Genomic DNA, 25,819 nt, shown 5'->3' with positions numbered 1-25,819 from the left:
CCGCCCCCAACAACTTGTCAGCCCGCCTTGCGGAGGTTCTCCGTGCCGGGCACTGCTCGCAGCAGCTTCGCCGGCATGCGATCCGCGAGCTGTTCCGTGAAGCGCGCGAACAGGCGGAACATCACGGGCAACAGCACCAGCGTGAGCACGCACGCGGAGATGGTCCCCGAGACGATGACCACCGCCAGCGGCTTCTGCGTCTCCGAGCCGATGCCCTGGCTCAAGCACGCGGGCACCAGACCCAGCGCCGCCAGCGCCGCGGTCATCAGCACCGGGCGCAGGCGCTCGCGGCTGCCGTGGAGGATGGCGTCATCCAGGGCCTCGCCTGCTTCGCGCCGCTCCGCGATGGCGCTCATCACGAGCACTCCGTTGAGCGCCGCTTGTCCGATGAGCGCGATGAAGCCCACCGCCGCCGCCACGCTCACGGGCATGCCCGCGATGTAGAGGCCGAACACCCCGCCCATCAGCGCGAAGGGCACGTTCATCAGCGTGACGACCGCGCGACCGAACGAGTTGAACGCCTTGAAGAGCAGGATGAGCGTGAGGATGAGCGCCACCGGTACCACCGACAGCAGCCGGTTCATCGCGCGCTCCTTGTTCTCGAACTCGCCGCCCCACTCGATGCTGGTCCCCGCTGGCGTGGGCGCATCGCGGGCCACCAGCGCTCGGGCCTCGGTGACGAACGAGCCCAGGTCTCGCCCTCGCACGTTCATTCGGATGCCGATGTAGCGCCGGCCGTTCTCGCGGTTGATGGAGGCTCGGCCGAAGCCCGTCTCCACTCGGGCGAGCCCGTTGAGCGGCACCGTGACGCCACCCTCCACCGGCACTCGCAGGTGGGCGATCTTCTCGATGTCGTCACGCGAGGACAGGGGCAGGCGCATCACCACGTCGAAGCGGCGCTCGCCCTCCCAGAACTCGCTCACCGGACGACCTCCCACCGCCGTCTGGAAGACGTGCTGGAAGTCACCCAGCGACATGCCGTAGCGCGCGAGGGCCACGCGGTCCGGGGTGACCTTGATGTCCGGCACCTCGCCGCTCTTCACGATGCCCAGGTCCGCCACGCCGTCCACGCGGGCGATGGTGTTCTTCACCTTCTCCGCCTGGTCCTGCAGCACCTTCAGGTCGTCGCCGTACAGCTTCACGGCCACCTGGCCGAACTGTCCGCTGATGCTCTCGTTGACGTTGTCGCTGATGGGCTGGCTGAAGTTCACCTCCAGGCCCGGCACCTCCGCGACGTTGTTCTGCATCTCCGTGATGACGTCCGCCAGGGTGGGCGTGCGCTTGGGCCACTGGTCGGGTGGCTTGAGCTTCACGAAGAACTCCAGGTTGTTCGTCAGCGTGGCGTCCGTGCCGTCCTCGGGACGACCGAGCTGGCTGAGCACCGCGTCCACCTGGGGCGCGCGGCGGATGAGCTGCGTCAGGCGCGGCACCAGCTTGCGCCCCTCGGAGAGCGACACGTTGGAGGGCAGGGTGAAGGTGAGGTACAGGCCGCCCTCGTTGAGTTGCGGGAGGAACTCGCTGCCCATGCGCGGCAACATCCAGCCCGCCACGAGCAGGCCCGCGGTGGCCACCGCCAACACCCACGCGGGGTGCTTGAGGCTCCAGCGCAGCGCGGGACCATAGGCCCGGTCCGCCGCGCGCAACACCGGCGACTCCTTGTGGTGCACGGGCTTGCGGTACACGAACGAGGCGAGCACCGGGATGAGCGTGACGGAGAACACCAGGGCGCCCACCAGCGCGGCCACCACCGTGTTCGCCATGGGGGCGAAGATGCGGCCCTCCACCCGCTGGAGCATGAAGATGGGCAGGTAGGCCGCGATGATGATGAGCAGCGAGAACACCGTGGGACGCACCACGGCCTTGGTGGCCAGCAAGATGCGCTCCATGGGGGTCTCCGCCTCGCGCTTCGGATCCGACAGGCGCGAGAGGATGCTCTCGATGATGACCACGCCACCGTCCACGATGACGCCGAAGTCCACCGCGCCCATGGACAGCAGGTTGGCGGACATGCCGCGCAGCTTCAGGTAGATGAACGACGCGAGCAGCGACAGCGGGATGAGCACGCCCACCACCAGCGCCGCGCGCAAATCCAACAGGAAGACGAAGAGCACCAGCGTCACCAGGATGGCGCCCTCCAGCAGGTTGTGGCCCACTGTGTGGAGCGTGGTGTTCACGAGGTCCGTGCGGTCGTAGAACGGATCGATGCGCACGTCGTCGGGGGTGAGGCGGGTGTTGAGCGCCTCGATGGCCGAGCGCACGCGGGCGAGCACCACGGAGGGATTCTCTCCGCGGCGCATGAGCACGATGCCCTCCACCACGTCGTTGGCGTCCTCGCGGCTCACCACGCCCTGGCGCGGGGCCCATCCCTCCACCACCTCGGCCACGTCCTTGATGAAGATGGGCGTGCCGTCATGCGTGGCGACGCGCACGTCGCGGATGTCCTCCAGGTTGTGGAAGAGGCCCTCGCTGCGCACGACGAACTGCTCCGCGCCTCGCTCCAGCGTGCCGCCGCTGGCGTTGGCCGAGCCCTCCTTCAGTGCGTTCTCCAGGTCCTCCAGCGTCAGGCCGAACGTGGCGAGCCGCGCCGGGTTGGGCTGCACGTGGATCTCCTTCAGGAGACCGCCGTAGCTCACCACGTCCGCCACGCCATCCACGCGCAAGAGGCCCGGCTGCACCACCCAGTCCTGCAGGGTGCGCAGCTTCATGGGGTCGCCCTTGGCGCCCTTGAGCGTGTACCGATAAATCTCTCCGATGGGCGTGGCCAGGGGGCCCAGCTCCGGAGTGATTCCCTCGGGCAGCTCCGCGTCGCGCAGTCGCTCCAACACCTGCTGGCGCGCGAAGAGCGCGTCCACGCCGTCGTTGAACGTGAGCGTGACGAAGGACAGGCCGAAGAGGGAGAGGTTGCGCAGGCGCCCCAGGCCCGGGGTGCCGTTGAGCGCGCGCTCCAAGGGCAGGCCAATCTGACGCTCGACCTCCTCGGAGGGCTGGCCCGGGTAGAGCGTGATGACGTTGACCTGCGTGTCGGTGGGATCCGGGAACGCCTCCACCGTGAGGTCGCGGAAGGAGATCCATCCCCAGATGGCGGCGAGCAGGGCGAGGAACACCACCGCCGCGCGATTCTTGAGACTGAATTCGACGAGTTTCTCGAACATGGTTGAGAGTCCCGGGGCCTAGTCGGCCAGTTCGATCTGGTTCTCCAGGAGCAGCGCGCCTCGGGCGACGAAGCGCTCGCCGACCGTGAGGCCGCCGCGCAGCTCCACCTCACCGCCGCGCCGACGACCGGGCGTCACCGCCACGCGCTCCAGCCGGTGGGCGTCTCGCGCCACGAAGACGACCGAGCGCGAGCCATCCGTCACCACCGCGCTGTCCGGCACGCGCACGCGCTTCACGTCGTCCGGCGCCGAGGGCGTCACCTCCACGTAGGCGTTGGGGCGGAACAGGCGGTCGGTGTTGGGCACGCGCACGCGGACCTCCACCGTGCGGCGCGTGGGGTCCACCACCTCGGAGACGCGGTCCACCTTGCCCGGCCGCGTGGTGCCGTCTCGCGTGCCGACGAGCACGGCCGCGCCTGGACGCAGGTCGGACGTGTCCGCCTCCTGGAGGTCCGCCACCACCAGCACCTCGTCCAGGTCGGAGAGGCGCAAGAGCGGCTTGTCGCGCTCCGGCGTCACCTCCAGGCTGGCCACCACATCCAGGTCCACCACGGTGCCCGCGCGCGGGGCCGTCACCCAGAAGAGGTTGTCGCCCTCGGTGGACACGCGCAGGCTGGCGGCCTTGGCGCGCGCGGCTTCCAGGGCGAGCTCCGCCTGCTTCTGCTCGGTCTGCGCGGCGAGCAGGTCCTTCTCCGGCGCGGCCTGCAGGGACACGAGTTCCTTCAGGCGCTCGGCGGTGCGGCGCTTCTCGGCGGCCTCGGCCTCCGCGCTGTGCATCTCCTTCTGGAGGTCCGCGTAGGCGCCGGAGCGCACGCTGAAGAGGCGCTCGCCGGCCTTCACGCGGTCACCCAGGCGCACGCGCACTTCCTCCACGCGGCCTGCCAGCGGCGCGCCCATGGAGGCGGTGCGGGTCTCATCGAACTGCACGCGCGCGGGGGCGGGGAGGGGCGCCAGCGGGGGCGCCTCCGAGGCGACGGCCAGCTCCACGTACTGCCATTGAGGTGCGCCCTCGGGGATTTGGACGGTCTCGCCGTTCACCGCGGGGCGCGGGTTGGCGGTCTCGCTCTCGGCCGAGGAGGGCGCGGGCGCGAGCGCGTACAGCACGCCCGCGGTGCCGATGAGGCCGGCGCCCGCGATGGCGAGCCACACAGGGCGGCGCTGGTCGGACGAGGGAGCGGGGGGAGGAACAGGAGACGAATCCGGGAGGCTCATGGTGTGACTCCGAAGAAGGAAAGAGGAAGAAGGTCAGGAGCGAGGCTCGGCGAGGGACTCGGGCGCGCGCGGGCCCGCGGAGTGCGCGCGGTCCAGGCCGGTGCTCAGGTGGAAGGCGCCTTGGTCGAGGTCGGCGGCGTGCAGCAGCAGCTCGCCGTAGGTGCGTCGGGCGAGCAGCAGGTCCTGCAGCGCCGCGCCGCCCGCGCGCACCGCCGCGTCCAACCGCTGCACCACGCCCGCCGCCATGGGCAGCGTCTGGTTGCGCAGCCGCTCCCGGCGCTCGCGCAGCGCGGCGAGCTGGTTCGCCAAAGAGGAGGCGTCTCGCGCGGACTGGGCCGCCAGCTTCTCGCGCGACACGCGCGCCGCTTCCATGGCAGCGCTGGCCACGTGCGCGTCCGCCTGGCCGTGGTCGAAGAAGGGCAGCGGGATGGAGAGGCCGACGAACAGCGAGTTCTGCTGGTTGCCGGAGACGAGGAACTGGTCGCGCACGTAGCCCGCGCGCACCGTGGGGTCCGGCACCCAGTGACGACGGGCCAGCGTCAGCGCCGCGCGCGCCGAGTCCTCCTGCGCCGACAGCGAGCGCAGGTCAGGCCGCGACTCGATGTCCGCGGGCGAGGGCGCGCGGGCGAGTCGTGCCTCCAAGAAGGCCGCCGCCGCGTTGCGTCCTCCGAAGGGCTGGCAGGGCATGCCCGCGGTCTGCGCGCACGCGAGCAGCGCGTCGGCCAGATGGGAGCGCTCCTCGCCCAGCGAGGTCTGGAGGCTCTCTTCCTCCAACACCGAGCGGTCCACGTCCAGGCCCGCCGCGTCGCCGTGGCGCTGCCGCACGCGCTGCAGCTCGGTCAGCTTCGCCGCGTCGTCGGCGAGTTCCTGAAGCTGCGCGAGGCGCACCTCGGTGGCGGCCACGTCCGCGGCCTTGTCCATCACGTCATACGTGCGCGCGCGCAGCGTGGCCTGGGCATCCAGCGCGGAGGCCGCGAGCGCCGCGCGCGCCGAGTCCTGGCGAGGGCCGCGCTTGCCCAGCTCCACCAGCTCCGAGAGACCGAAGGCGTAGTTGGGCACCTCCGTCCAGCGGTGCAGCCCCGGTGGGTTGGTGGCCCCGATGGGAATCGTGTTCATGGACACGTCCAGCGTCGGGTTGGGCAGGACGTGGGCTCGGATGAGGTCGGCGCGGGTCGCGGCGATGCGCGCGCGGACGGCGGCGAACTCGGCCGATTGCTCCCAGAGGAGCGCGGCGAGGTGGTCCTCGTCCGGCAGGGCCGCGAGCGACAGCGCCGCTCCGGCGGAAGGCGTGGAGGTGGAAGGCGGCGACTCCGCGCGCGCCCCAGCAGCGGGGCCGACGAGGGCGAGGAGGGCGGCGAGGAACGGCAAGGGACGGCGCACGAGGCAGGCTCCCGGTGAGGTACCGGCCTGTCCCATGGCAAGGCGCGTGCCCGGGGATTCCTCAGTGATTTCGAGGAGCTGCGTCCGCCGCGCGGTTCAAATTCCTTGCAGCGGCGCCGCGCACTTCAAAATGCTTTCACTCCAGCCGCTTGAGGAACGTGGGGTACGAGAGGCCCAGCGCCTTGGCTGCCTCCATGCGCCGGCCCCCCAGCTTCTCCAGCACCCAGCGCACGTAGGCGCGCTCCAGGTCCTCCATGGGGAGGGGCTGCTCCACGCGGAACGCGTCGGTGGGGCTGGCCTCCGTCGGGGGAGGGGCGAGCGCCGCGGGGCCTCCGCCGAGCACCTCCAGCTCCAGCTCGGGGCCGGGCTCCAACACGAGGGCGCGCTCCAGGATGTTGCGCAGCTCGCGCACGTTGCCCGGGAAGGCGTACTGCGCGAGGCGGGCGCGCGCGCGGGTGCCCAGCGTCATGTCGCGGCGTCCCAGCTCGCGGCTCAGCTCGGTGAGCAGGCCCTCGGCCAGGGACGGGATGTCTTCGCGGCGCTCGCGCAGCGGAGGCACGTCGATGCGGAAGACGCCGAGCCGGAACCAGAGGTCCTCGCGGAACGTGCCCGTGCGAAGCTGAGAGGGCAGGTCGCGGTTGGTGGCGGCGACGATGCGCGCGGAGCTGGTCTGCTCGGTGGTGCCACCCAGGCGACGGAAGCGGCCCGAGTCCAGGAAGGTGAGCAGCTTGGCCTGGAGCGCGAGCGGCAGCTCGCCGACCTCGTCGAGGAACAGCGTGCCCCCGTGGGCCACCTCCACGAGTCCTCGGCGGGCGGCGCGCGCGTCGGTGAAGGCGCCCTTCTCGTGGCCGAACAGCTCGCTCTCCACGGTCTGCTCGGGCAGCGCCGCGCAGTTGATGTGGATGAAGGGGGCGCCGCCGTCGCGCGACGACAGGGCGTGCAGGTGGCGCGCGAGCTGCTCCTTGCCCACGCCCGTCTCGCCCAGGAGCAGCACGGGGCTGCGGGGCGAAGCGGCGATGCGCTCCAGCATGGAGAACACGCGCTGCATGGCGGCCGAGGCGGGCGGCACGAGACGTCGGCGGCCGGACAGCTCGGCCTCCGCGGCCTCCAGCCGGTCCTTCAAGCGCCCCGTGTCCACCGCGCGGCGCGCGCGCAGCACCAGGTCCGACAGCTCCACGGGCTTGGTGACGTAGTCCGCCGCGCCTGCGCGCACCGCGTCCACCGCGCTGGCGATGTCCCCGTGCGCCGTCACCATCACCACCGCGGCGCCCGGTGCCTGCGCCTTCAGCTCACCCAGGAACGACAGCCCATCTCCATCCGGAAGGCGTCGGTCGAGCACCACCAGCGCGGGCGTGGCCTGCGCGAGCGAAGCGCGTGCTTCGTGGAGCGAGCGGGCCAGCGTCAGCGCGAAGCCTTCGCGCTGGAGCGCCACCGAGGCGATGGTGGAGAAGGCGCGGTCATCGTCCACGAAGAGGGCGGGGATGCTCATGTCCGGGGCGCCTCGGAGGAGGAGAGGGGCAGGGGCAGGTGTACCTGGAACCGGCTGCCTCCGGGAATGCGCTCGAAGGTCAGCATCCCGCCCTGCTGCTCCAGGGCCTGCCGCGTCATGGCGAGCCCCAGGCCGATGCCCTTGGCCTTGGAGGTGACGAAGGGCTCGAAGAGGCGGCCCTCCACGGTGGTGGGCGGTCCGCCCGCGTTGTCCTCCACGCTGACCACGGCCTCGTTCTCCCGAAGCGTGGCGACCACGCGCACCTCGGGCGCGGCGAGCTGCCCCAGGTCCTTGGCGGCCACCGTGGCCTCCATGGCGTTGCGCAAGAGGTTGTCCAGCGCGGTGGCCAGCAGCAGCGGATCACACGAGAGGGGCGCGCGCTCGGGCAGCACCACATCCAGGCGGACTTCGTCGGCTTCGGGCAAGGCGCGCAGGCCAGAGACGACGTCGCGCACGAGCTGCGACAGGTCCACCTCCGTGCGCCGTGTCACCGGCGGCTTGCCGAAGTGCAGCAGCGAGGTGGCCAGATGGGACAGCCGGTCCACCTGGCCGTTGATGGTGCGCGCGACCAGCGGGCCCTCGCCCTCGTGAGACACCAGCCCCGCGGCCATCTTCAGGCCGTTGAGCGAGTTCTTCACCTCGTGCGCGATGAGGCTCGCGGCGCTGCCGAGCGCGGCCATCTTCTCGTGGCTCGCGGCGCGCTCCTCCATGTCGAGGAAGAGTCCGTACACGCGGCGCCAGTGGAAGCTGAAGAGCACCAGCGTGCCGAGCTGGAGCAGCGCCACCACCATGAGCTGCACGAGGAAGCGGTTGCGGATGCCCGCGAGCATCGCGGTCTCGTCCGCGGCGAGCACCAGGTTGAGTCCCGTGCCCGGCACCTTCGTCGCGGCGGCGAAGACCTCCAGGTCCGGCCCCAACGCGAGCGGGCGGATGCCCTCGTGGATGACGGCGCGCAGCTCGGCATCCGCTTGGGGGAGCGTGGCCCAGCGCGGCGGCGTGCCGGGGAGGAACAGGTCGCCCGCGGCGTTGAGGACGAGCAGCTCCAGGTGCTCGCCCAGCGGCCGGCCGCCCGGCAGCGCGGTGCTCGTGTCGAGCAGGCCCGCGAGCACGCCCGCGGCGCGACCGCCATGGGTGATGGGAACGGCGACGACGAAGGACGACGAGCCCGGCGCGATGGCCTCGACGATGGGCACCTGACGCGCGAGCACGTCTCGGAACCAGGGGCGCGCCGCGAAGGAGGACTCCTCGGTGATGTGCGGGGGGTCGCTCCAGCGGACGCGGCCGTCGCCGTCCAGCAGCATGAGGCCCGCGTGGAACAGGCCGCCCGAGGGGGAGGTGAGGTCGAGCAGGTCCTCGGTGCCCAGGTCGCCGGGGTGCTGAAGGTCCGGCCCCACGCTCGCGGAGACGCGCTGCAGCTCCGTCTGGAGCAGGTTGAGGTGAAGGCCGAGCGCCTCGGCGTAGACGCGGGCCTCGCGCGCGACGCGCAGCTGGAACTGCGCGCGCGCCTCGGCCACGTCGCTGCGGTAGCTGAGCAGGGGACCCGCGACCGCCACGAGCCCCAGCAGCACGAGTCCCGCGAGCACGGAGCGGACGAACTGTCGCTCCGCCTGGATGAACTCGGGCCGCGCGGACGAGGCGGTCATGGGGTCAGGCGCTGAGCTTGTCGTCCGCCGTGAAGCCGCCCGTGAGGTACTGACCCGAGAAGCAGGCCGTGCAGAAGGTGGAGCCCGTGGGGTCGTCCACCGCGGTGCCCAGGCCTTCCAGCGAGAGGTAGCCCAGCGAGTCCGCCGTCACGTAGCGGGCGATCTCCTCGGTGGTGTGGCTGGAGGCGATGAGCTCCTGCCGGCTGGGCGTGTCGATGCCGTAGTAGCAGGGCCACTGCGTGGGCGGCGACGAGATGCGCAGATGCACCTCCACGGCGCCGGCGGCCTTGAGCATCTTGACGATCTTCCGGCTGGTGGTGCCGCGCACGATGGAGTCATCCACCACCACCACGCGCTTGCCCTTGAGCACGCTGCGCACGGCGGACAGCTTCAGCTTCACGCCGAAGTGACGGATGGACTGCTGCGGCTCGATGAAGGTGCGGCCCACGTAGTGGCTGCGGATGAGGCCCACGTCGTAGGGGATGCCGCTCATCTGGGAGAAGCCGATGGCGGCCGGCACGCCCGAGTCCGGCACCGCGATGACCAGGTCCGCGCTGGGGGCGGGCTGCTCGCGGGCCAACTGCATGCCCAGGCGCTTGCGCGTCTCGTAGACGCTCTTGCCGAAGAGCACGGAGTCCGGCTTGGCGAAGTAGACCTGCTCGAAGATGCAGCGGGCCTGGCGTGGCGCTCGCGCGAACGGCTGGCTGGTGCGCATGACGCCGTTCTCGATGACGAGCAGCTCGCCGGGCTCCAGCTCGCGCACCAGCTCGGCCTCGATGAGGTCCAGCGCGGTCGTCTCGCTGGCCACCACGAAGGCGCCTTCCTTCATCTTGCCCAGCACCAGCGGCCGGAAGCCGTAGGGGTCGCGCGCGGCGATGAGCTTGCTCTCGGTGAGCAGCAGGATGCTGTAGGCGCCCTCCACCTTCTTGAGGGCCTCCACGAGCTTCGCCTCGAAGGTCGGCTGCTTGGAGCGGGCGAGGAGGTGCATGACCACCTCCGTGTCCGCGTCCGACTGGAAGATGGCGCCGTCGGCCTCGAGCGCGTCCTTCAGCTCGCGCGCGTTCACCAGGTTGCCGTTGTGCGCGATGGAGAACTGCCCGCCCGCGTACGTGACGAAGAGGGGCTGGGCGTTCTCCAGCCGGCTGCCGCCCGCGGTGGAGTAGCGCGTGTGCCCGATGGCTGCCTGGCCAGGCAGGCCGGCGAGCACGGGTGCGGTGAAGATGTCCGCGACCAGGCCCATCTGTCGATGGGCGCGAAGGGTATGGCCGTCCGACGCCACGATGCCGGCGGACTCCTGGCCTCGATGCTGGAGGGCGTGCAGGCCCAGGTACGTCAGGTTGGAAGCCTCAGCGTGACCCACGATTCCGAAGATGCCGCACATGCGCGGTGCCTTACCCCTTTCAGACCGGAAGCGGAACGAAAACGCACGCCACGACGAAGGGTATTCCACGGTCCACCTGATGGGACCGCGTACGCCACATGTGAGGGCGCTGGCCGGAAAGGTAGGAGCGGCGGAGGCGTGGGAAGCGGTTACTCTGGCCGGGCATGTCTTCTGGACGACGTCTCCCGTGGCGCACCCTGGTTCCCTTCGCCTTGCTGACCGCTGGCGCCGCGTACGCGCTGGCGTCGTGGAACTGGTGCGGGCCCTGGGTCGAGCACGCGCCCACTGTCCTGTCACGGATCCGTGGCGAAGGGCCGCTGCGCGCGGGCGCGGCGAAGGTGGAGCTGCAGCCGCCCTTCCCGGTGGTGGTGGCGGGTTATCCCCCGCCGCGCGCCGAGGCGAACGTGGCCGAGCCGCCGTTGCACGCGCGCGCGGTGGTGTTGGAGACGGGCGGGGTGCGCGTGGGGCTCGTGTCGCTGGAGCTGCTGTTCATCACGCCGGAGGTCACGGAGCGGGTGCGCGCGCGGGCGCGAGAGTCGGGCGTGGGCGAGGTGTTGGTGATGGCCACGCACACGCACTCGTCCTTTGGGGGATATGACACGCGGCTCGTGGCGCAGGTCTCGGGCACGGGGCGCTACCGAAGCGACGCGGTGGAGTCCGCCGTGGCGGGCGCGAGCGAGGCGGTGGCGCGCGCGGCGGCCTCGCTGACGGACGTCACGCTGGAGGTGGGCAAGGCCGAGGACGCGGGGCTCGTCTACACGCGCACCGGAGGTCAGGCGCCTGATGGTGCGCTCACGCGCGTGGTGCTGCGTGGAGCCAGCGCGCCCGTGGCGGAGTTGCTCGTGTTCGCCGCGCACCCCGCGCTGATTCCCCGGCAGCGCGAGCGGGTGGATCCGGACTATCCAGGCCGGCTCAGCGCGCTGCGCGAGACGGCCTCGGGCGGCGTGACGCTCTTGCTCCAGGGCGCGGTGGGCAATGCGTCCGTGGCGTACTCGGAGGGGCAGGGCGTGGAGCGCGCGGAGGGCTTTGCGCGGGCGTTGTCCTCGCTGGCGGATCGCGCGGAGTTGGTGCCCGCGCAGGGGCCGGTGACGCTGTCTCTGGCGCGGATGTCCGCGGCCATGCCGCGCCCGGACTCCACGCGGCTGGTGCCGGGCTTCACGCGCTCGGCGGGGGACAACGTGCTGTGTGCCTCGGCGCCTCGCGAGGCGGAGGTGGATGCGCTGCGGTTGGGGCCGCTGTCGCTCGTCACGGTGCCGGGCGAGCCCACCACGGGCGCGGGCGTGGAGCTGCGCGAGCGGACGGGCGCGACGCACGTGCTGGCGCTCGCCAATGGCTACGTGGGCTACGTGGACACGCCCGAGCTGGTGCGTGCCCATGAAGGCGAGTCCATGCGCCAGTACTTCGGCGCGGGCTTGCTGGAGCGACTCAACGTGGCGGCCCAGGTCGCCGCCGACGCCGCGGGCTTCACGCGCTGAACCGGGCTCAGCCCACGTCTTGCCGCGGAGGCGCGGGGACGGCGGGGGTGGGGAGCGCGACGTTCGCGGGGGTGGACTCGTGCCGGCCGTAGTCGCGGCGGTAGATGCGCAGCAGCGCGAGGAAGGTGGCCATGACGAGCGGGCCCAGCAAGAGGCCCACGCCTCCGAAGATGGAGAGGCCACCGAGGATGGAGAAGAAGATGAGGGCCGGGTGCAGGTCCATCCCTCGGCGCGCGAGCAGCGGCTTCACCAGGTTGTCCACCGTGCCCACCACCGCCACGCCCCACACCGCCACGAGCAGCGCCGTCACGGGGCGCCCATCGAAGAAGACGATGGCGGAGGCCACCAGGCACATGCCGCCCGCGCCCACGGCCGGAATGAACGCGGTGAAGAAGGTGAGCAGCCCGAAGAAGACCGCGCTCGGGACACCTCCCACCACGAAGGAGAGGAAGGCGAGCAGCGCCTGCACGCCCGAGGTGGCCACGGTGGAGACGATGATGGCGCGCGACACATCCCGGAACTCGGTGAGCAGATCCGCCGTCTGACCGGGGGCCAGCGGTGAGAGGTCCTCCAGCCACGTCACCAGTCGGCCGCCATCCACCAGCAGGAAGAAGAGCGCCACCAGCATCATCACGCCCTGCACGAGCACCGAGCCCGTGGCGGACACGGCGCGGCCCACCACCTCCGCGGCCTGTCCTCCGCGCTCGCTCAGCTCCTGCTTGAGCGCCTCGCTGAGCTGCGCCTCTTCCAGGTGCAGGCTGTCCACCACGCGGCGAGCCCATGGCTGGAGCGCGGGAGGCACACGCTCCACCACGCCCGTCAGACCTTCCTGTCGCACGAGCGAGGCCACCGACTGCGCGCCCTGCACGCCTTCGCGCACCACGTAGGCCACCAGGCTCGCCAGCGGCCCCACCACGACCAGCGCCACGGCGAGGCACAGCAGCGTGGCCGCCAGGTTGCGCCGCCCGCGGAGCAGCCGCGTCAGCCCCTCCTGCGCGCGCCAGAGGAGCGCCGCGAAGATGGTGGCCAGGAAGAGGGGCCGGATGAAGGGCCACAACGTCACGCCCACCAGCAACAGCGCCGCGAGGATGAGTCCCACGAAGATGCGTCGGGCCTGGGTGTTGTCGGGTCGAGTCATCGTGCCCTGGCAGATAGCAGGTCCAGGGCCTGAACCGTTGTGCTGCTCGACCCTCACTCGCAGGCTCAAAGGGAGGGCCGAGAAATCTGATACATCGCGTCAATCATTACCGTCGGCGTAGTGTTTTCGCCTGACGTCACAAGTTGCAGTGCGTCAATCCCAGTCGGCGGGCGCTTATGCTTGTGATTCGCAAGCTTTCGCTCCCACAATTCCGCTCATTCCCCGCCGCTCCGCGTCGCGCCTCGCCCTGTCGAGGACTCCGTGGGTGGTGTTTCCGGAGGAACGCCATGCACCGTCTGTCGTTGACTCGCGCTTCTTGTGCCGCCCTGCTGACCGTGGTGGGCCTGTTGGCCCTGCCTGGATGTTCCGAGGAAGATGACCCCAAGCCGCCCGGGCCGGGCACGAAGGTGGACGCCGGGACGGACGCGGGCACGGAGACCGACGCGGGCACGGACGCGGGCGTCATCGTGGACGCGGGCACGCCGTGGGACGGCGGCGTCACCGGGACCTTCTCCTGCGCTGGCAAGCAGGGCCAGACGTACAACTTCACGCCGGGCCAGGAGCAGCAGATCCAGGACCGCGTGAACTCGCTGACGGAGTGCGCCACCATCCAGCTGGCGGCCGGCACGTACACCTTCGACAACGCCATCACCATCCGCAAGGACGGCATCACGTTCGCGGGCGCGGGCAAGGGCACCAAGGGCGAGGCCACGGGCGGCACGGCCAGCACGGTGCTCGTCTTCACCAACGCCGCGGCGAACACCAACGGCCTGGACGTGGTGGGCAAGCTGTTCACCGTGCGCGACGTGGCCATCTGGAACGCGAAGAAGGACGCGCTGCGCATCGAGAACTCCACCGACGTGCTCATCCAGCGCGTGCGCACCGAGTGGGCGCAGCAGAACAAGGAGAGCAACGGCAAGTACGGCATCTACCCGGTGAAGTCGAAGTACGTGACCATCGATGACTGCGAGGCCTACAACGCCGCGGATGCCGGCATCTACGTGGGCCAGACCGAGTACGCCATCGTGCGCAACAACAAGGCGCTGCAGAACGTGGCGGGCATCGAAATCGAGAACACGCGCTTCGCCTTCGTGCACGGCAACCTGGCCCAGGACAACACCACGGGCCTGGTGGTGTTCGACCTGCCCGGCAACCCCATCGTGGGCACGGACATCCGCTTCCAGAACAACAAGATCCTCGACAACAACCGCCCCAACTTCGCGTCGGTGACGGCCAGCAGCAGCACCGTGTCTCAGGTGCCGGCGGGCACGGGCACGTTCATCCTGGCGTCGCGCCGCGTGGAGTTCTCCGGCAACACCTGGTCGAACAACAACACCGTGGACGTCGCGGTGCTGAGCGGCCTGGCCATCGAGCCGGACCCCGCGCAGTGGAGCGCCGGTGGCGGCAACTGGGGCACGTCCGACATCTACATCCACGACAACACGTTCCAGGGCGGCAGCGGTGACTCGGTGGACAACGGCGCGCCGGACCAGGAGAAGCGTCCGTTTGGCGCGGTCGTGTTCGCGGCGTACCAGTACGCGGCGGCGGCGCAGGGCATCCTGCAGGTGGAGCACGTCCTCTGGGACGGCATCGATCCGGCCCCGCGTGACCCGACGCACCCCAACGCCATCAACCTCTGCGTGGGCAAGAACGCCGTGCCGCCGTCCACGAAGAGCTTCATGGTGGACTTCAACCTCCAGGCGGTCTCCGGGAACCTGACGGGCTCGTCGCCGAACCTGACCACGGCCTGGGGCTACACGAAGCACTACGCGCAGGGCACGGGCCCGTACAGCTGCACGGGCTTCAACCCGCCGGTCGTCACGGGCAGCCTCTAGTCGTCACGTCAACCTCGGAGCTTGAACACCATGCGCGCGCTGTCCCCCCTGTTTCCTCGCATCTCCGCGGTGCTGCTGGCCCTCGCGCTGGCGGCCTGCGGAGGTACGCCGTCCGAGAAGAAGATCGACACCGTTCCCGACGCGGGCAATCCCGACGCGGGAGCACCGGATGCGGGGGGGCCAGACGCGGGCGCTCCGGATGCGGGGAGCCCCGACGCGGGCTCCCCGGATGCGGGCGGCCCCGACGCGGGAGAGCCGGATCGGGTCATGCCCGACACGCTCGCCGAACTGGGGCTGTTCACGGGGAGCCCGGGCGATGGGGGGATGGTCCCCGTCGCCGGGAACGTGCCGTACACGCTGACGGCGCCGCTGTTCTCCGACTACGCGCTCAAGTCCCGCACGCTCTTCGTGCCGCCGGGCAAGGCCGCTCGCTACGACGCGAAGGCCGTGCTGGACCTGCCGGTGGGGACGCTCATCACCAAGACGTTCTCGTATCCGGCGGACCTGCGCGCGCCGACGCAGGCCGTGCGCGCCGTGGAGACGCGCGTGCTCATCCACCAGCCCTCGGGCTGGGAGGCGTACCCGTACCTGTGGAACGCCGACCAGACGGAGGCCAGGATGGCGGCGGGTGGTCGCGTGGTGCCTGTCGAGTTCATCGACCTGAACGGCGCCACGCAGAAGATCTCGTACTTGGTGCCCAGCCGGAACCAGTGCCTCACCTGCCACCATCTCCAGAACGCCGCGGGTGAGCAGGTGATGCTGCCCATCGGCGTGAAGGCCCGCTACCTCAACCGGACGAACACGTACGGGGGCACGGAGGTGAACCAGCTCCAGCACCTGGCGCAGCTCGGCCGGCTGGAGGGACTGCCGGCGATGGCGGATGTGCCGCACGCGCCGGATCCGTTCGACTCCGCGCAGGCGGACCTGAGCACGCGCGCCCGCACGTACTTGGACATCAACTGCGCGCACTGCCACAACCCGCAGGGCACGGCCGGCATCACCAGCCGGCTGTTCCTCAACATCGACAACCCGGACCTGTTCAACCTGGGCGAGTGCAAGCGCCCGGGCTCGGCGGGCAGCGGCGTCGGTGGCGAGTTCGACATCGTCCCCGGTGACCACGCCACGTCCATCCTCTGGTACCGGATGGACACCACGGAGTCCGGGAAGATGATGCCGCAGATTGGCCGCAGCCTGCGCCACGAGGAGGGCTCCAAGCTCATCGCGGACTGGATCGACTCGATGTCCCCGAAGCCCTGCAAGTAGCGCGGGCTTCGCGTCACGCCTCCGGGAGGAGCTGCACCATCGCGGGCAGCTCCTCCGCGCGAGCCTGAAGGCGGGGCTTGGGCCGGATGGCGACCGGGACACGCGCGGCGGCCAGCATCTCCAGGTCGAACACGTTGTCCCCGAAGGCCGCATGAAGAGGCTGGGTCGTGCGCGTGCGAAGGCAGCGCACCTTGCCCGGCCCGTAGGGGATGGGCTCCTCCACCGAGGGCAACAGCCGGCCCGCAGCTTCCCGAGGCGTGCACGCCAGCACGCGCTCCGGTGAGAGGCCCAGCGTCGCCTGGACCGCCGCCTCCACCATCGCGCGCGGCGAGGCGCTGACGATGTAGCAATCCACGCCCTCGGCTTGTGCCCACGTCACCACGCGCCGCGTCTCCGGATGCAGCCGCGTCTCCAGGCGCACGCGCGAGACGACGTCCCGCGCGAACGCGCGCACGTCCTCCGCGCGCCAGCCCGCGAACAGCCACGCCTCCATGGCGTACAGCTCGTGCTCGGGGAAGCGGCCGGCCTCGTGGGCGGCGAAGAGGCGACGGGCCAGCTCGCGGTCATCCGGGGCCTTGTCCACGCCGTGCGTGATGCGCAGGTGCTCCAGGGCGTCGTGCACCTCGGGCTGGAGGTCGCCGTGCTCCAGCAGCGCGAGGAAGAGGTCGTCCCCCACGTCTCCGCTCCACAGCGTGCCGTCCGCGTCGAACGCGAGCACGCCGCCGGGGGTGTGGAGGAGCTCGGCGCGGATGCGCTCCAGCGTCTGGGCGACGGGTTCGGTCTTCATGCGCGCATCCTCGCCGGAGGTCCTCCGGGGTGTCACTGTCACCCAGCGGAAGCTTGTCCGCGGGAGCACGGCCGCGAGCCGCTCGGTGCCTCCTAGGCTGCGCCCTCCTCGAGACAGGAGGCGCGGAATGGCCAGGGGCAAGTCGGACGGAGTGCGAGTCCACGAAGGCAGCAAGGAAGAGGCGCTCGCGAAGGACCGCTCCGAGCCAGCGGGGCAACGGCTGACCACGGACCAGGGCCTGGGCGTGGTGAACACAGATGACTCGCTGCGCGTGGGCACGCGCGGCCCGACGCTCCTCGAGGACTTCCACCTGCGAGAGAAGGTCACGCGCTTCGACCATGAGCGCATCCCCGAGCGCGTGGTGCACGCGCGGGGCGCGGGCGCGCACGGCTACTTCCAGGTCTACGCCTCACAGGCCGAGCTGACGCGGGCGCGCTTCCTCCAGGACCCTTCCGTGCGGACGCCCGTGTTCGTGCGCTTCTCCACGGTGGTGGGCTCGCGGGGCTCGGCGGACACGGTGCGGGATGTGCGCGGCTTCGCGGTGAAGTTCTACACGGACGAGGGCAACTTCGACCTGGTGGGCAACAACATGCCCGTCTTCTTCATCCAGGACGGCATCAAGTTCCCGGACGTCATCCACGCGGCCAAGGCGGAGCCGCACCACGAGATGCCCCAGGCGGCCACCGCGCACGACTCGTTCTGGGACTTCGTGTCGCTCGTGCCCGAGACCATGCACATGGTGATGTGGACGATGTCCGACCGGGCCCTGCCGCGCAGCTACCGGATGATGGAGGGCTTCGGCGTCCACACCTTCCGCCTCATCAACGCGCGGGGCGTGTCCCGCTTCGTGAAGTTCCACTGGAAGCCCGTGCTCGGCGCGCACTCGCTCGTGTGGGACGAGTGCCAGACGCTGGCGGGCAGGGACCCCGACTTCCACCGCCGCGACTTGTGGGAGGCCATCGAGGCCGGCCACTTCCCGGAGTTCGAGCTGGGCGTGCAGGTCATTGAAGAGGCCGCCGCGGAGCGCCTGGGCATCGAGCTGTTGGACCCCACCAAGCTGGTGCCGGAGGAGCTGGTGCCGGTGGAGCGCATCGGCAAGCTGACGCTGAACCGCAACCCGACGAACTTCTTCTCCGAGACGGAGCAGGTGGCGTTCTGCGTGGCGAACGTCGTGCCGGGCATCGACTTCACCGATGACCCGCTCATGCAGGCCCGCCTCTTCTCGTACCTGGACACGCAGCTGACGCGCCTGGGCGGCCCCAACTTCGCGGACCTGCCCATCAATCGTCCCCTGGTGCCGGTGCACAACCACCAGCAGGACGGCTTCGGGCGGCGCCTCAGCAACGCGGGGCGGGCCAACTACCACCCCAACTCGCTGGGCGGCGGCTGCCCTGTCCTCGCCTCCTCGGCGCAGGGCGGCTACGTCCCCCACGCCGAGCACGTGGGCGGCCTCAAGGCCCGCGTCCGTGGGGAGTCCTTCGCGGATCATTACAGCCAGGCGGGACTCTTCTTCCGAAGTCTGTCCGAAACAGAACAGGCGCATCTGATTGATGCGTGTCGTTTCGAGCTGGGCAAGGTGGCGACACGAGAAGTTCACGAGCGTGTGCTGGGCCACTTCGCGAAGATTGATGGCGTGCTCGCGGCGCGGGTCGCCGAGGGACTGGGATTGCCTGCCCCAGCGCCCGCGGTGGTGCCCTCCGTTTCGGCCAATGCCGTATCACCGGCGCTGAGCTTGGAGAATACGGTGAAGGACAGCATCAAGACGCGGCGCGTCGCGGCGTTGGTGGCGCCGGGGGTGGATGCCGCGGCGCTCCAGGGATTGCGCAAGGCATTGGAGTCCCAGGGCGCGACGCTGCGAGTCATTGCGGGCCACCTGGGCTCCGTGAAGGACGCGGGCGGCAAGCCCTTGGCGGTGGACGTGAGCGCCATGACCACGGCCTCCGTCGAGTACGACGCCGTCTTCATCCCCGGCGGGAGCGCGAGCGTGACGGCGCTGTCACAAGACGCGCGGGCCCGGCACTTCGTCTGGGAGGCGTACCGCCATGGCAAGGCGCTGGGCGTGGCGAAGGAGGGCGTGGAGCTGCTGCGCGCCTGCGGGGTCAATCCCATGGCGCCTGGCGTGGTAACGGACGCCGCCTCCGGAGAGGCCAAGGCCTTCGTGCGTGCGTTCAGTGACGCCATCGCAAAACACAGACACTGGAATCGTGCCGATCCCGGCCTCTTCCCACTCTCGGCCCACCAAAATTAGAGAAAAGGCGAGCGCAACTCCTTGCGGGTGCCAGCGATAACCCTCTCAACGGTGTCTGGCTTTCCAGGAGAACCTTCTTATGAGCAACTACCGCATCAAGTCTGGGGACACGCTGAGCGGAATTGCGAAGCGTAACCATACGAGCGTGGCCGCGCTGATGAAGGCCAATCCGCAGATCAAGAACGCGGACCTCATCTACGCCGGCAAGAAGCTCAACATCCCTGGCAGCAAGGATGAGTTCGTTGGCGGCAACCAGGGCCTGAAGGGCGACAAGGGCACGGGCGGGACGAAGGGCACGCAGGGCACCCAGAGCGGTGCTCCGGTGGGCGACGTCCCGAAGGGCCAGGTGGGCGATTGGATCAAGGAGGCGACGAAGATCCTCACCGCCGCGGGCGTGCCGGCCGACAAGATGAACCCGCAGGACATCGCGGCCATCATCCAGCACGAGTCGAGTGGCAACCCGAACGCGCAGAACAACTGGGACTCGAACGCGAAGAAGGGCACGCCCTCCATCGGCCTGATGCAGACCATCCAGCCGACGTTCGACTCGTACAAGCTGCCGGGCCACAACAACATCCGCAACCCGGTGGACAACATCATCGCGGGCGTCCGGTACTCCATCGCGCGCTACGGCTCGGTCTCGAACGTGCCGGGCATCAAGGCGATGCGCACGGGCGGCGCCTACGTGGGCTACTGAGCTCCGCGGCTTCGCTTCCTCGCGCGCCCCGCGCGGACCATCTCCTGGGCTCAGGAGCGGTCCCTCGCGGGGCGTTCGCGTTGGCGCCCGACAGGCCGGCCGGGTCGCCGGGCGTGGTGGCCTTTCCCCGGAGCAGAGGGCCCATTAGATAGCCGGGATGGGTTCTTCTCGGAGTGGACGTGTGCAGGGTGCGCGACTGGAGCGGGTGCAGGCCTCCCGCCAGTTCGCCGACGGGCGGTTTCGCAACACGGCCCCCGCGGTCCCGGTGGTCCAGGGCAATCCGTTGCCGCTGGTGGGGGAGTTCTTCTTTGGCGGCGCGCAGCGCACGCCCCCGGGCCCGCTGCCGGTGTTGGACCCTCGCGAGTCGTGGGCGCGCCCGGTGGAGACGGGCTTCCGCGTGACGTGGCTGGGCCACAGCACGCTGCTCCTGGAGCTGGACGGGGCGCGGATCCTCACGGATCCGGTGTGGGGCGAGCGGGCCTCGCCCATGTCCTTCGTGGGGCCCAAGCGCTTCCACGCCGCGCCCGTGTCGCTCGCGTCGCTGCCGCCGCTGGACGCGGTGCTGGTGTCGCACGACCACTATGACCACCTGTGCCGCTCCACCATCCACGAGCTGGCGGCGATGGGCGTGCCGTTCATCACCGCGCTGGGCGTGGGCGCGCACCTGGAGGCGTTCGGTGTCGCGCCCGAGCGCATCACCGAGCTGGACTGGGGCGAGGAGGCCACGGTAGGGCCGGTGCGCTTCACCGCGACGCCCGCGCAGCACTTCTCCGGGCGCGGGGTGGGGAGGCGCAACCAGACCCTCTGGGCGTCGTGGGTGCTGACCACCGCGCGCCGCCGCGTCTTCTTCAGTGGGGACACCGGGCTGACCCCCGAGTTCGAGGAGATTGGCCGCAAGCACGGGCCCTTCGACCTGGTGATGCTGGAGGTCGGCGCGTTCCATCCGAGCTGGGGCTCCATCCACCTGGGCCCGGAGAACGCGCTGAAGGCCCACGCCATGCTGGGCGGCGGCGCGCTGCTGCCGGTGCACTGGGGCACGTTCGACCTCGCCTTGCACGCCTGGGATGAGCCGGCGGAGACGCTCGTCCGGCTGGCCGAGGCGCAAGGGGCGCGGCTGCTCACCCCCCGGCTGGGCGAGGTCATCGAGCCCAGCCGCGTCGAGGGGCTCACGCCCTGGTGGCGCGACGTGCGCGCGCCCTGAGGCGGGGAGGCCCGAGCGGGGGAGGGGGCCCACAGGGGCAACTGGCCCTCCGAGCGGTGTTGTGGTTTGCAATACGGAGGGGCCGCCGCGGCCGAGGCGCCCCGCCCCATCCAGGCCCCGCCCATGATGAAGCCCTCCCTGCTCGCACGCCGACTCCTCGCCCGACGCCATGGCTATGCCGCGTTGTTCGTCCTGCTGTTCGTCGTCGTGGCGCAGCTCACGCGCATCGCGTTGTGGGTGAAGTCGGCGCGGCAGGTCTCGTTGGACTCGAGCCTGGTCGCGTCGCTGTTCTGGGGCCTGCTGTTCGACGTGGGCGCGGGCGTGCTGTTCGCGCTGCCCGGCGTGGTGGTGTCCACGCTGCTGCCCAAGGGGCTGCTTCAGGGGCGAGCGGCGCGGGTGCTCGCGCACGCGGGCGTGTTCGTCTCGCTCTTCGCGCTGCTGTTCATCGCGGCGGCGGAGTGGCTGTTCTGGGACGAGTTCGGCGTGCGCTTCAACTTCATCGCGGTGGACTACCTCGTCTACACGAACGAGGTCATCGCCAACATCCGCGAGTCCTACCCCATCCCGGCCGCGCTGACCGGGCTCGGGGTGTTGGCGGCGCTGGGCACGCTGGCCGTGGCCCGCTCCGGGGCGGTGGGGGTGTGGCTGGAGGCTCCAGCGGAGTCCTGGCGTGAGCGCCTGCGCGCGGGCGGCGTGTGGCTGGCGGTGGCGGCGGTGGTGGGCCTGGGGCTGGACTCGAACCTGCTGCCCAGCTTCGCCAACAACTACAACCGCGAGCTGGCGAAGAACGGCGTGTGGGCCATCTTCTCCGCCTTCCGCAACAACGAGCTGGAGTACGACCAGTTCTACCTGACGCTGCCCGTGGACGACGCCTTCCGTCGGCTGCACTCGGAGCTGGCCGAGGACCCCACGGTGTCCGTGCCGTCATCGGGCGCGCGCGATGCGCTGCACGAGGTGCGCAACGCGGGCACCGAGCTCAGGCCCAATGTCATCCAAATCACCGTGGAGAGCCTGAGCGCCGAGTTCGTGGGCGCCTACAACGCGCGCTCCAAGCTGACGCCGGAGTTGGATCGCATCGCGCAGCAGAGCCTCGTCTTCGACCGCTTCTACGCCACGGGCAACCGCACGGACCGAGGCATGGAGGCGCTCACGCTGGCGCTGCCGCCCACGCCGGGCCGCTCCATCCTCAAGCGCCCGGGCAACGAGCACCTCTTCACGCTGGGCAGCGTGTTCCGGACGCGGGGCTACGACACGGCCTTCGTCTACGGGGGCTACGGCTACTTCGACAACATGAACTACTTCTTCGGCGAGAACGGCTACCGCGTGGTGGACCGCACCGCCGTGGCGAAGGAGGACGTCACGTTCTCCACCGCGTGGGGCGCCTGCGACGAGGACCTCTTCCGCTGGGTGCTGCGCGAGGCCGATGCCGCGGACGCCGCGAAGAAGCCGTTCTTCCACTTCGTGATGACCACGTCGAACCACCGGCCGTACGCGTACCCCGAGGGCCGCATCGACCTGCCGCCCAAGGCGTCCGGCCGCGCTGGCGCGGTGAAGTACACCGACTACGCGGTGGGCAAGTTCCTGCGTGAGGCGTCCACCCGGCCGTGGTTCAAGAACACCGTCTTCGTCATCGTCGCGGACCACTGCGCCAGCTCCGCCGGCAGCAGCGAGCTGCCCATCCAGCGCTACGCCATCCCGCTCATGATTTACGCGCCCGGTGGTCAGGTGGCCCCCGGCCACATCACCACGCTGACGAGCCAGGTGGACTACGCGCCCACGCTGCTGGGGCTCCTCAACTGGAGCTACCCGAGCCGCTTCTTCGGCCGGGACGTGCGCCGCATCGACCCCGCCGTGGCGGGCGCCTTGATGGGCACGTACCAGAAGCTCGCGCTGCTGGAGCGCGGCAACTTCGCCGTGCTCAAGCCCGTGCGCCAGGAGACGCAGTTCCGCTACGACCCCAAGACGAACGCGCTCACCCCGCGCAGCTCGGATGACGCCCTGCTGGACGAGACCATCGCGTACTACCAGGCGGCCAGCTACGCGTTCCGCAACGGCGCGCAGTCCGAGCTGGCCGCGGCCCCCCGCCCCTGAGCCCCCTCGACGGCGCGTCGTCTTCTTCGACTTTGGCTTGAAATCCGGAGGTGACCTCTCTATCAGGAGGTGGCCTCCGCTTCGGGCCTGGGCTCGCGGAGCGCATGTCGGGAGGGCACATGAGCGGGACACGCACGCAGGGCCGGATTCGGGTGGGAGTCATTGGCGCCAGTTCGAGCGGAGGGTGGGCGATGTACGCGCACCTGCCGGCGCTCCAGGCATTGCCGCAGTTCGAGCTGACCGCGGTGAGCACGACGCGCAAGGCGAGCGCGGAGGAGACGGCGCGGCGCTTCGGGGTGCCGCACGCGTTCGAGGGCGCGGAGGCGCTCGTCACGCACCCGGACGTGGACCTGGTGGTGGTCTCGGTGAAGACGCCGGAGCATGACCGGTGGGTGCGCGCGGCCATCCACGCGGGCAAGCACGTCTTCTGCGAGTGGCCGCTGGGCGCCTCGCTCGCGCAGACCACCGCGCTGCATGCCCTGGCGGAGAAGGCCGGCGTCCGTCACGCCATCGGGTTGCAGCGGCGGTTGGCGCCGAGCGTGCGCTACCTCAAGGACCTCTTGGCGGAAGGGTATCTGGGCAAGCTGCGCTCGGTGACGCTGCACGCGGCCATGCCGCCCTTGGGCGCGCGGCGCGCCGCCAACGTGGCCTACACCGCCGACGTGGCCAACGGCGCCAGCGCGCTGACCATCTTCACGGCCCACTACCTGGACATGGTGCTCCACGCCGTGGGCGAGCCGCGTGAGTTCTCCGCGGTGGTCGCGCGCCAGTTCGACCACACGACCATCATCGAGACGGGCGAGGTGCTCCCGGTGAGCACGCCGGACCAGGTGCTGCTCAGCGGCACGCTGCGAAATGGGGCGGTGTTGTCCGCCCACTTCGAGGCGGGCAAGCGCAACGGCGGCTCCATCCGGTGGACGCTCACCGGCACCGAGGGAGACCTCGTCGTGACGGACGACTACCAACTGCTCGCGGCGCGCGGCGATGGCCAGGCGCTCGAGCCGCTGCCCATCCCGGAGCGCTACTCCTGGTTGCCGCTGGGCGCGCTGGACCCGGAGGCGCACCGCATGGCGCACGTGTACGCGGGCTTCGCGCGCGACCTCGCGGAGGGCACGCGCACCGCGCCGGACTTCACGGACGCGGTGAACCGCTACCGCTTGCTGGACGCCATCCAGCGTTCCTCGGACACGGGGCAGCGTCAGGTCTGGAACGGCTAGGGCGCGCGCTGGTAGGCGGCCGCCATCGCGCGGGTCTGCACGCGGGCTGTCAGGGCCTGCGTGAAGGGCAGGTAGCCGAACGCCGCGAAGGTGAGCACGGACAACAGGAGGCTGGGCAGCCACAGGCCCAGCACCAGTCCCGTGGCCAGGTGCATCCCCAGCGTGAGCACCACCCACGGCGCTCGCGTCGCCTTCCACCAGACGCACGGCGCATAGCCCAGCTCGATGCCGAGCACGCCCCACGTGGCGGCCTTCGCGAGCCCCGGGTGGAAGGCGAGCCACGCGAGGTCGAACCGCGCGAGCGGGGGCTGCATCCACGTCGCCCACAGCGCGGTGCCGTCTTGCCACGACGGCGCCAGCGCCTTCTCCACGCCGGTGGACAGGTACACGAGGCACAGGTGGAGCTGGAGCACGCGCAGCGACAGTGTCGCCTCCGCCGAGGGCGCGCTGGACGCGCGGCCCGCCAGCTTGTCCAGGGACAGCGCGGCGCCCACGGGCATGAGCGCGCAATAGAACAGGCTGAGCGGGGCGAAGACCTCCAGCCCGTGCTCGAAGAGGGCCCCGCTGTTGAGCAGCACGGCGTGGACGACCCAGGCCACCGCGGCGCTGGCCCGCGTGCGCCAGCCGAGCAGCAGCCCCACCAGCGCCACGCCGTAGACGACGAGCACGCCGGTGACGCACTGGCTGGGCGAGACGCCCACGGACTGCAGCGCATGCGTGAGGACGCCCACGCGGGGAACCCACGGCGAGGCGAGCGGCTCGGAGAGGCCCCACGGCAGGAGGCCCTGGTCCCCGAAGAGGGACACGAGCGTGTCCGCCTGCATCCACCCTTGTGCGAGCAGCACCAGGGCCACGCCGACGCGGAAGAAGGCGAGGGGATGCGGGGCCACGGGCTCCGTCACGAACGCCGCCAGCTTGCGGCCCAGCCCGCGCGTGTCGAGGGCGGCCGTCATGGCGCGTCCGCTCGGGGCTGCGAGTCGCGGCGCGGGACTTCCGCGCGGTAGGCCACCGCCCACATGGGCCGGCTGCCCACGCGGTAGTCCTCCATGGCCGGCAGGTACAGCTCATCCACCATCACGTTGACGCTGCGCGCGTCCGGGTGGCGGCGGAACATGACCGTGGCCCAGTCCCGCGCGAGGTCCTCTTGCACGTCGCGCAGCGCGACGGTGCTCCGCGGCGAGTGCACGCGCTGGTTCACCACGTCGCTGGCGAAGGGGAGGTCGTCGCGCACGCGGCGCCCTGGCCCGAGCCCCACGTCGAAGGAGACGCGCACCGTGGGGCGTACCGTCGGGGCGAAGAGGCCGTAGCGTGCGCTCACGCCGCTCCATTGCGCGTGCGCCTGGAGGAAGCCCTCCGCGAGCGAGCCGGGCGGGAAGGGCCGCACGTGGAGCACCGTTCCCACCGCGAGCAGCAGGTGCACCGCCGCGAGCGCGCGCCACGCCGTGCGAGCCATCATCGTCCGCATGTGCCGTCCCCGCGAGTCACTGGCGAGGCAATCTCGGCCACGCGCGGGGAAGGCACAATCTGCCCTCGGGTCGAGTGTTGCCCGGGGGAAATGCATCACCGGACGACACCCCCATGCCCCGCGGGGCAGTGGGCGCGTCGTCCGG

The 25,819-nt window shown here is 70.7% G+C and carries 18 protein-coding genes; 8 read left to right on the top strand and 10 right to left on the bottom strand.

The window, feature by feature from the left end; all coding sequences use genetic code 11:
• Positions 1-17: 17 nt before the first annotated feature.
• The 6 genes from JGU66_10990 to JGU66_10965 all read right to left on the bottom strand — a co-directional run bounded on the left by JGU66_10990 (position 18) and on the right by JGU66_10965 (position 10,257).
• Positions 18-3,152 (bottom strand): efflux RND transporter permease subunit, encoded by a 3,135-nt coding sequence (locus JGU66_10990; GenBank protein ID MBJ6761291.1) that lies wholly within the window; start codon positions 3,150-3,152, stop codon positions 18-20.
• Positions 3,153-3,170: 18 nt separating this feature from the next.
• A complete protein-coding gene (locus JGU66_10985; GenBank protein MBJ6761290.1) occupies positions 3,171-4,364 on the bottom strand; it encodes an efflux RND transporter periplasmic adaptor subunit in 1,194 nt (397 codons plus the stop codon).
• Positions 4,365-4,397: 33 nt separating this feature from the next.
• Positions 4,398-5,744, bottom strand: a complete 1,347-nt coding sequence (locus JGU66_10980) for a TolC family protein (protein MBJ6761289.1) — start codon at positions 5,742-5,744, stop codon at positions 4,398-4,400.
• 136 nt (positions 5,745-5,880) lie between these two features.
• Complete coding sequence (locus JGU66_10975) at positions 5,881-7,233, bottom strand: sigma-54-dependent Fis family transcriptional regulator (protein ID MBJ6761288.1); 1,353 nt, start codon at positions 7,231-7,233, stop codon at positions 5,881-5,883.
• Positions 7,230-8,876 (bottom strand): sensor histidine kinase, encoded by a 1,647-nt coding sequence (locus JGU66_10970; GenBank protein ID MBJ6761287.1) that lies wholly within the window; start codon positions 8,874-8,876, stop codon positions 7,230-7,232. The genes JGU66_10975 and JGU66_10970 overlap by 4 nt, the downstream gene beginning before the upstream one ends.
• A 4-nt stretch (positions 8,877-8,880) precedes the next feature.
• Positions 8,881-10,257 (bottom strand): amidophosphoribosyltransferase, encoded by a 1,377-nt coding sequence (locus JGU66_10965; GenBank protein MBJ6761286.1) that lies wholly within the window; start codon positions 10,255-10,257, stop codon positions 8,881-8,883.
• Between the two features lie 164 nt (positions 10,258-10,421).
• Between JGU66_10965 and JGU66_10960 the strand changes: the two genes are divergently transcribed.
• Positions 10,422-11,732: a neutral/alkaline non-lysosomal ceramidase N-terminal domain-containing protein gene (locus JGU66_10960; protein MBJ6761285.1), complete on the top strand. Its 1,311-nt coding sequence runs from the start codon at positions 10,422-10,424 to the stop codon at positions 11,730-11,732.
• A 7-nt stretch (positions 11,733-11,739) separates the two neighbouring features.
• Here JGU66_10960 and JGU66_10955 read toward each other — a convergent pair whose 3' ends face one another.
• Positions 11,740-12,870, bottom strand: coding sequence for an AI-2E family transporter (locus tag JGU66_10955; GenBank protein ID MBJ6761284.1), 1,131 nt, complete (start codon positions 12,868-12,870; stop codon positions 11,740-11,742).
• Between the two features lie 287 nt (positions 12,871-13,157).
• On the opposite strand from JGU66_10955, the gene JGU66_10950 reads away from it, so the two are divergent.
• Positions 13,158-14,705, top strand: coding sequence for a right-handed parallel beta-helix repeat-containing protein (locus JGU66_10950; GenBank protein MBJ6761283.1), 1,548 nt, complete (start codon positions 13,158-13,160; stop codon positions 14,703-14,705).
• A gap of 30 nt (positions 14,706-14,735) precedes the next feature.
• Positions 14,736-15,968 carry a hypothetical protein gene (locus JGU66_10945; GenBank protein ID MBJ6761282.1) on the top strand — a complete coding sequence of 411 codons (1,233 nt, stop codon included), beginning with the start codon at positions 14,736-14,738 and terminating at the stop codon, positions 15,966-15,968.
• A gap of 13 nt (positions 15,969-15,981) precedes the next feature.
• On the opposite strand, the gene JGU66_10940 is transcribed toward JGU66_10945, so the two are convergent.
• Positions 15,982-16,755, bottom strand: a complete 774-nt coding sequence (locus tag JGU66_10940; GenBank protein MBJ6761281.1) for a haloacid dehalogenase-like hydrolase — start codon at positions 16,753-16,755, stop codon at positions 15,982-15,984.
• A gap of 127 nt (positions 16,756-16,882) precedes the next feature.
• On the opposite strand from JGU66_10940, the gene JGU66_10935 reads away from it, so the two are divergent.
• The 5 genes from JGU66_10935 (at position 16,883) to JGU66_10915 (ending at position 24,209) form a co-directional block, all read left to right on the top strand.
• On the top strand, positions 16,883-19,003 hold the full coding sequence (locus JGU66_10935) for a catalase (protein ID MBJ6761280.1): 2,121 nt from the start codon (positions 16,883-16,885) through the stop codon (positions 19,001-19,003).
• A 157-nt stretch (positions 19,004-19,160) separates the two neighbouring features.
• Positions 19,161-19,700: a transglycosylase SLT domain-containing protein gene (locus JGU66_10930; protein ID MBJ6761279.1), complete on the top strand. Its 540-nt coding sequence runs from the start codon at positions 19,161-19,163 to the stop codon at positions 19,698-19,700.
• Positions 19,701-19,857: 157 nt separating this feature from the next.
• Positions 19,858-20,901 carry an MBL fold metallo-hydrolase gene (locus JGU66_10925; protein MBJ6761278.1) on the top strand — a complete coding sequence of 348 codons (1,044 nt, stop codon included), beginning with the start codon at positions 19,858-19,860 and terminating at the stop codon, positions 20,899-20,901.
• A 123-nt stretch (positions 20,902-21,024) separates the two neighbouring features.
• Complete coding sequence (locus JGU66_10920) at positions 21,025-22,992, top strand: sulfatase-like hydrolase/transferase (protein MBJ6761277.1); 1,968 nt, start codon at positions 21,025-21,027, stop codon at positions 22,990-22,992.
• Between the two features lie 119 nt (positions 22,993-23,111).
• On the top strand, positions 23,112-24,209 hold the full coding sequence (locus JGU66_10915) for a Gfo/Idh/MocA family oxidoreductase (protein ID MBJ6761276.1): 1,098 nt from the start codon (positions 23,112-23,114) through the stop codon (positions 24,207-24,209).
• Here JGU66_10915 and JGU66_10910 read toward each other — a convergent pair.
• Together JGU66_10910 and JGU66_10905 are read right to left on the bottom strand one after the other, a co-directional pair.
• Complete coding sequence (locus tag JGU66_10910) at positions 24,206-25,162, bottom strand: HTTM domain-containing protein (GenBank protein ID MBJ6761275.1); 957 nt, start codon at positions 25,160-25,162, stop codon at positions 24,206-24,208. The genes JGU66_10915 and JGU66_10910 overlap by 4 nt on opposite strands.
• Positions 25,159-25,674, bottom strand: a complete 516-nt coding sequence (locus tag JGU66_10905) for a hypothetical protein (protein MBJ6761274.1) — start codon at positions 25,672-25,674, stop codon at positions 25,159-25,161. The genes JGU66_10910 and JGU66_10905 overlap by 4 nt, the downstream gene beginning before the upstream one ends.
• Positions 25,675-25,819: the final 145 nt, after the last annotated feature.

Source organism: Myxococcaceae bacterium JPH2 (assembly GCA_016458225.1).
GTDB lineage: Bacteria > Myxococcota > Myxococcia > Myxococcales > Myxococcaceae > Citreicoccus.
This window is presented reverse-complemented; position numbering and strand designations above follow the sequence as displayed.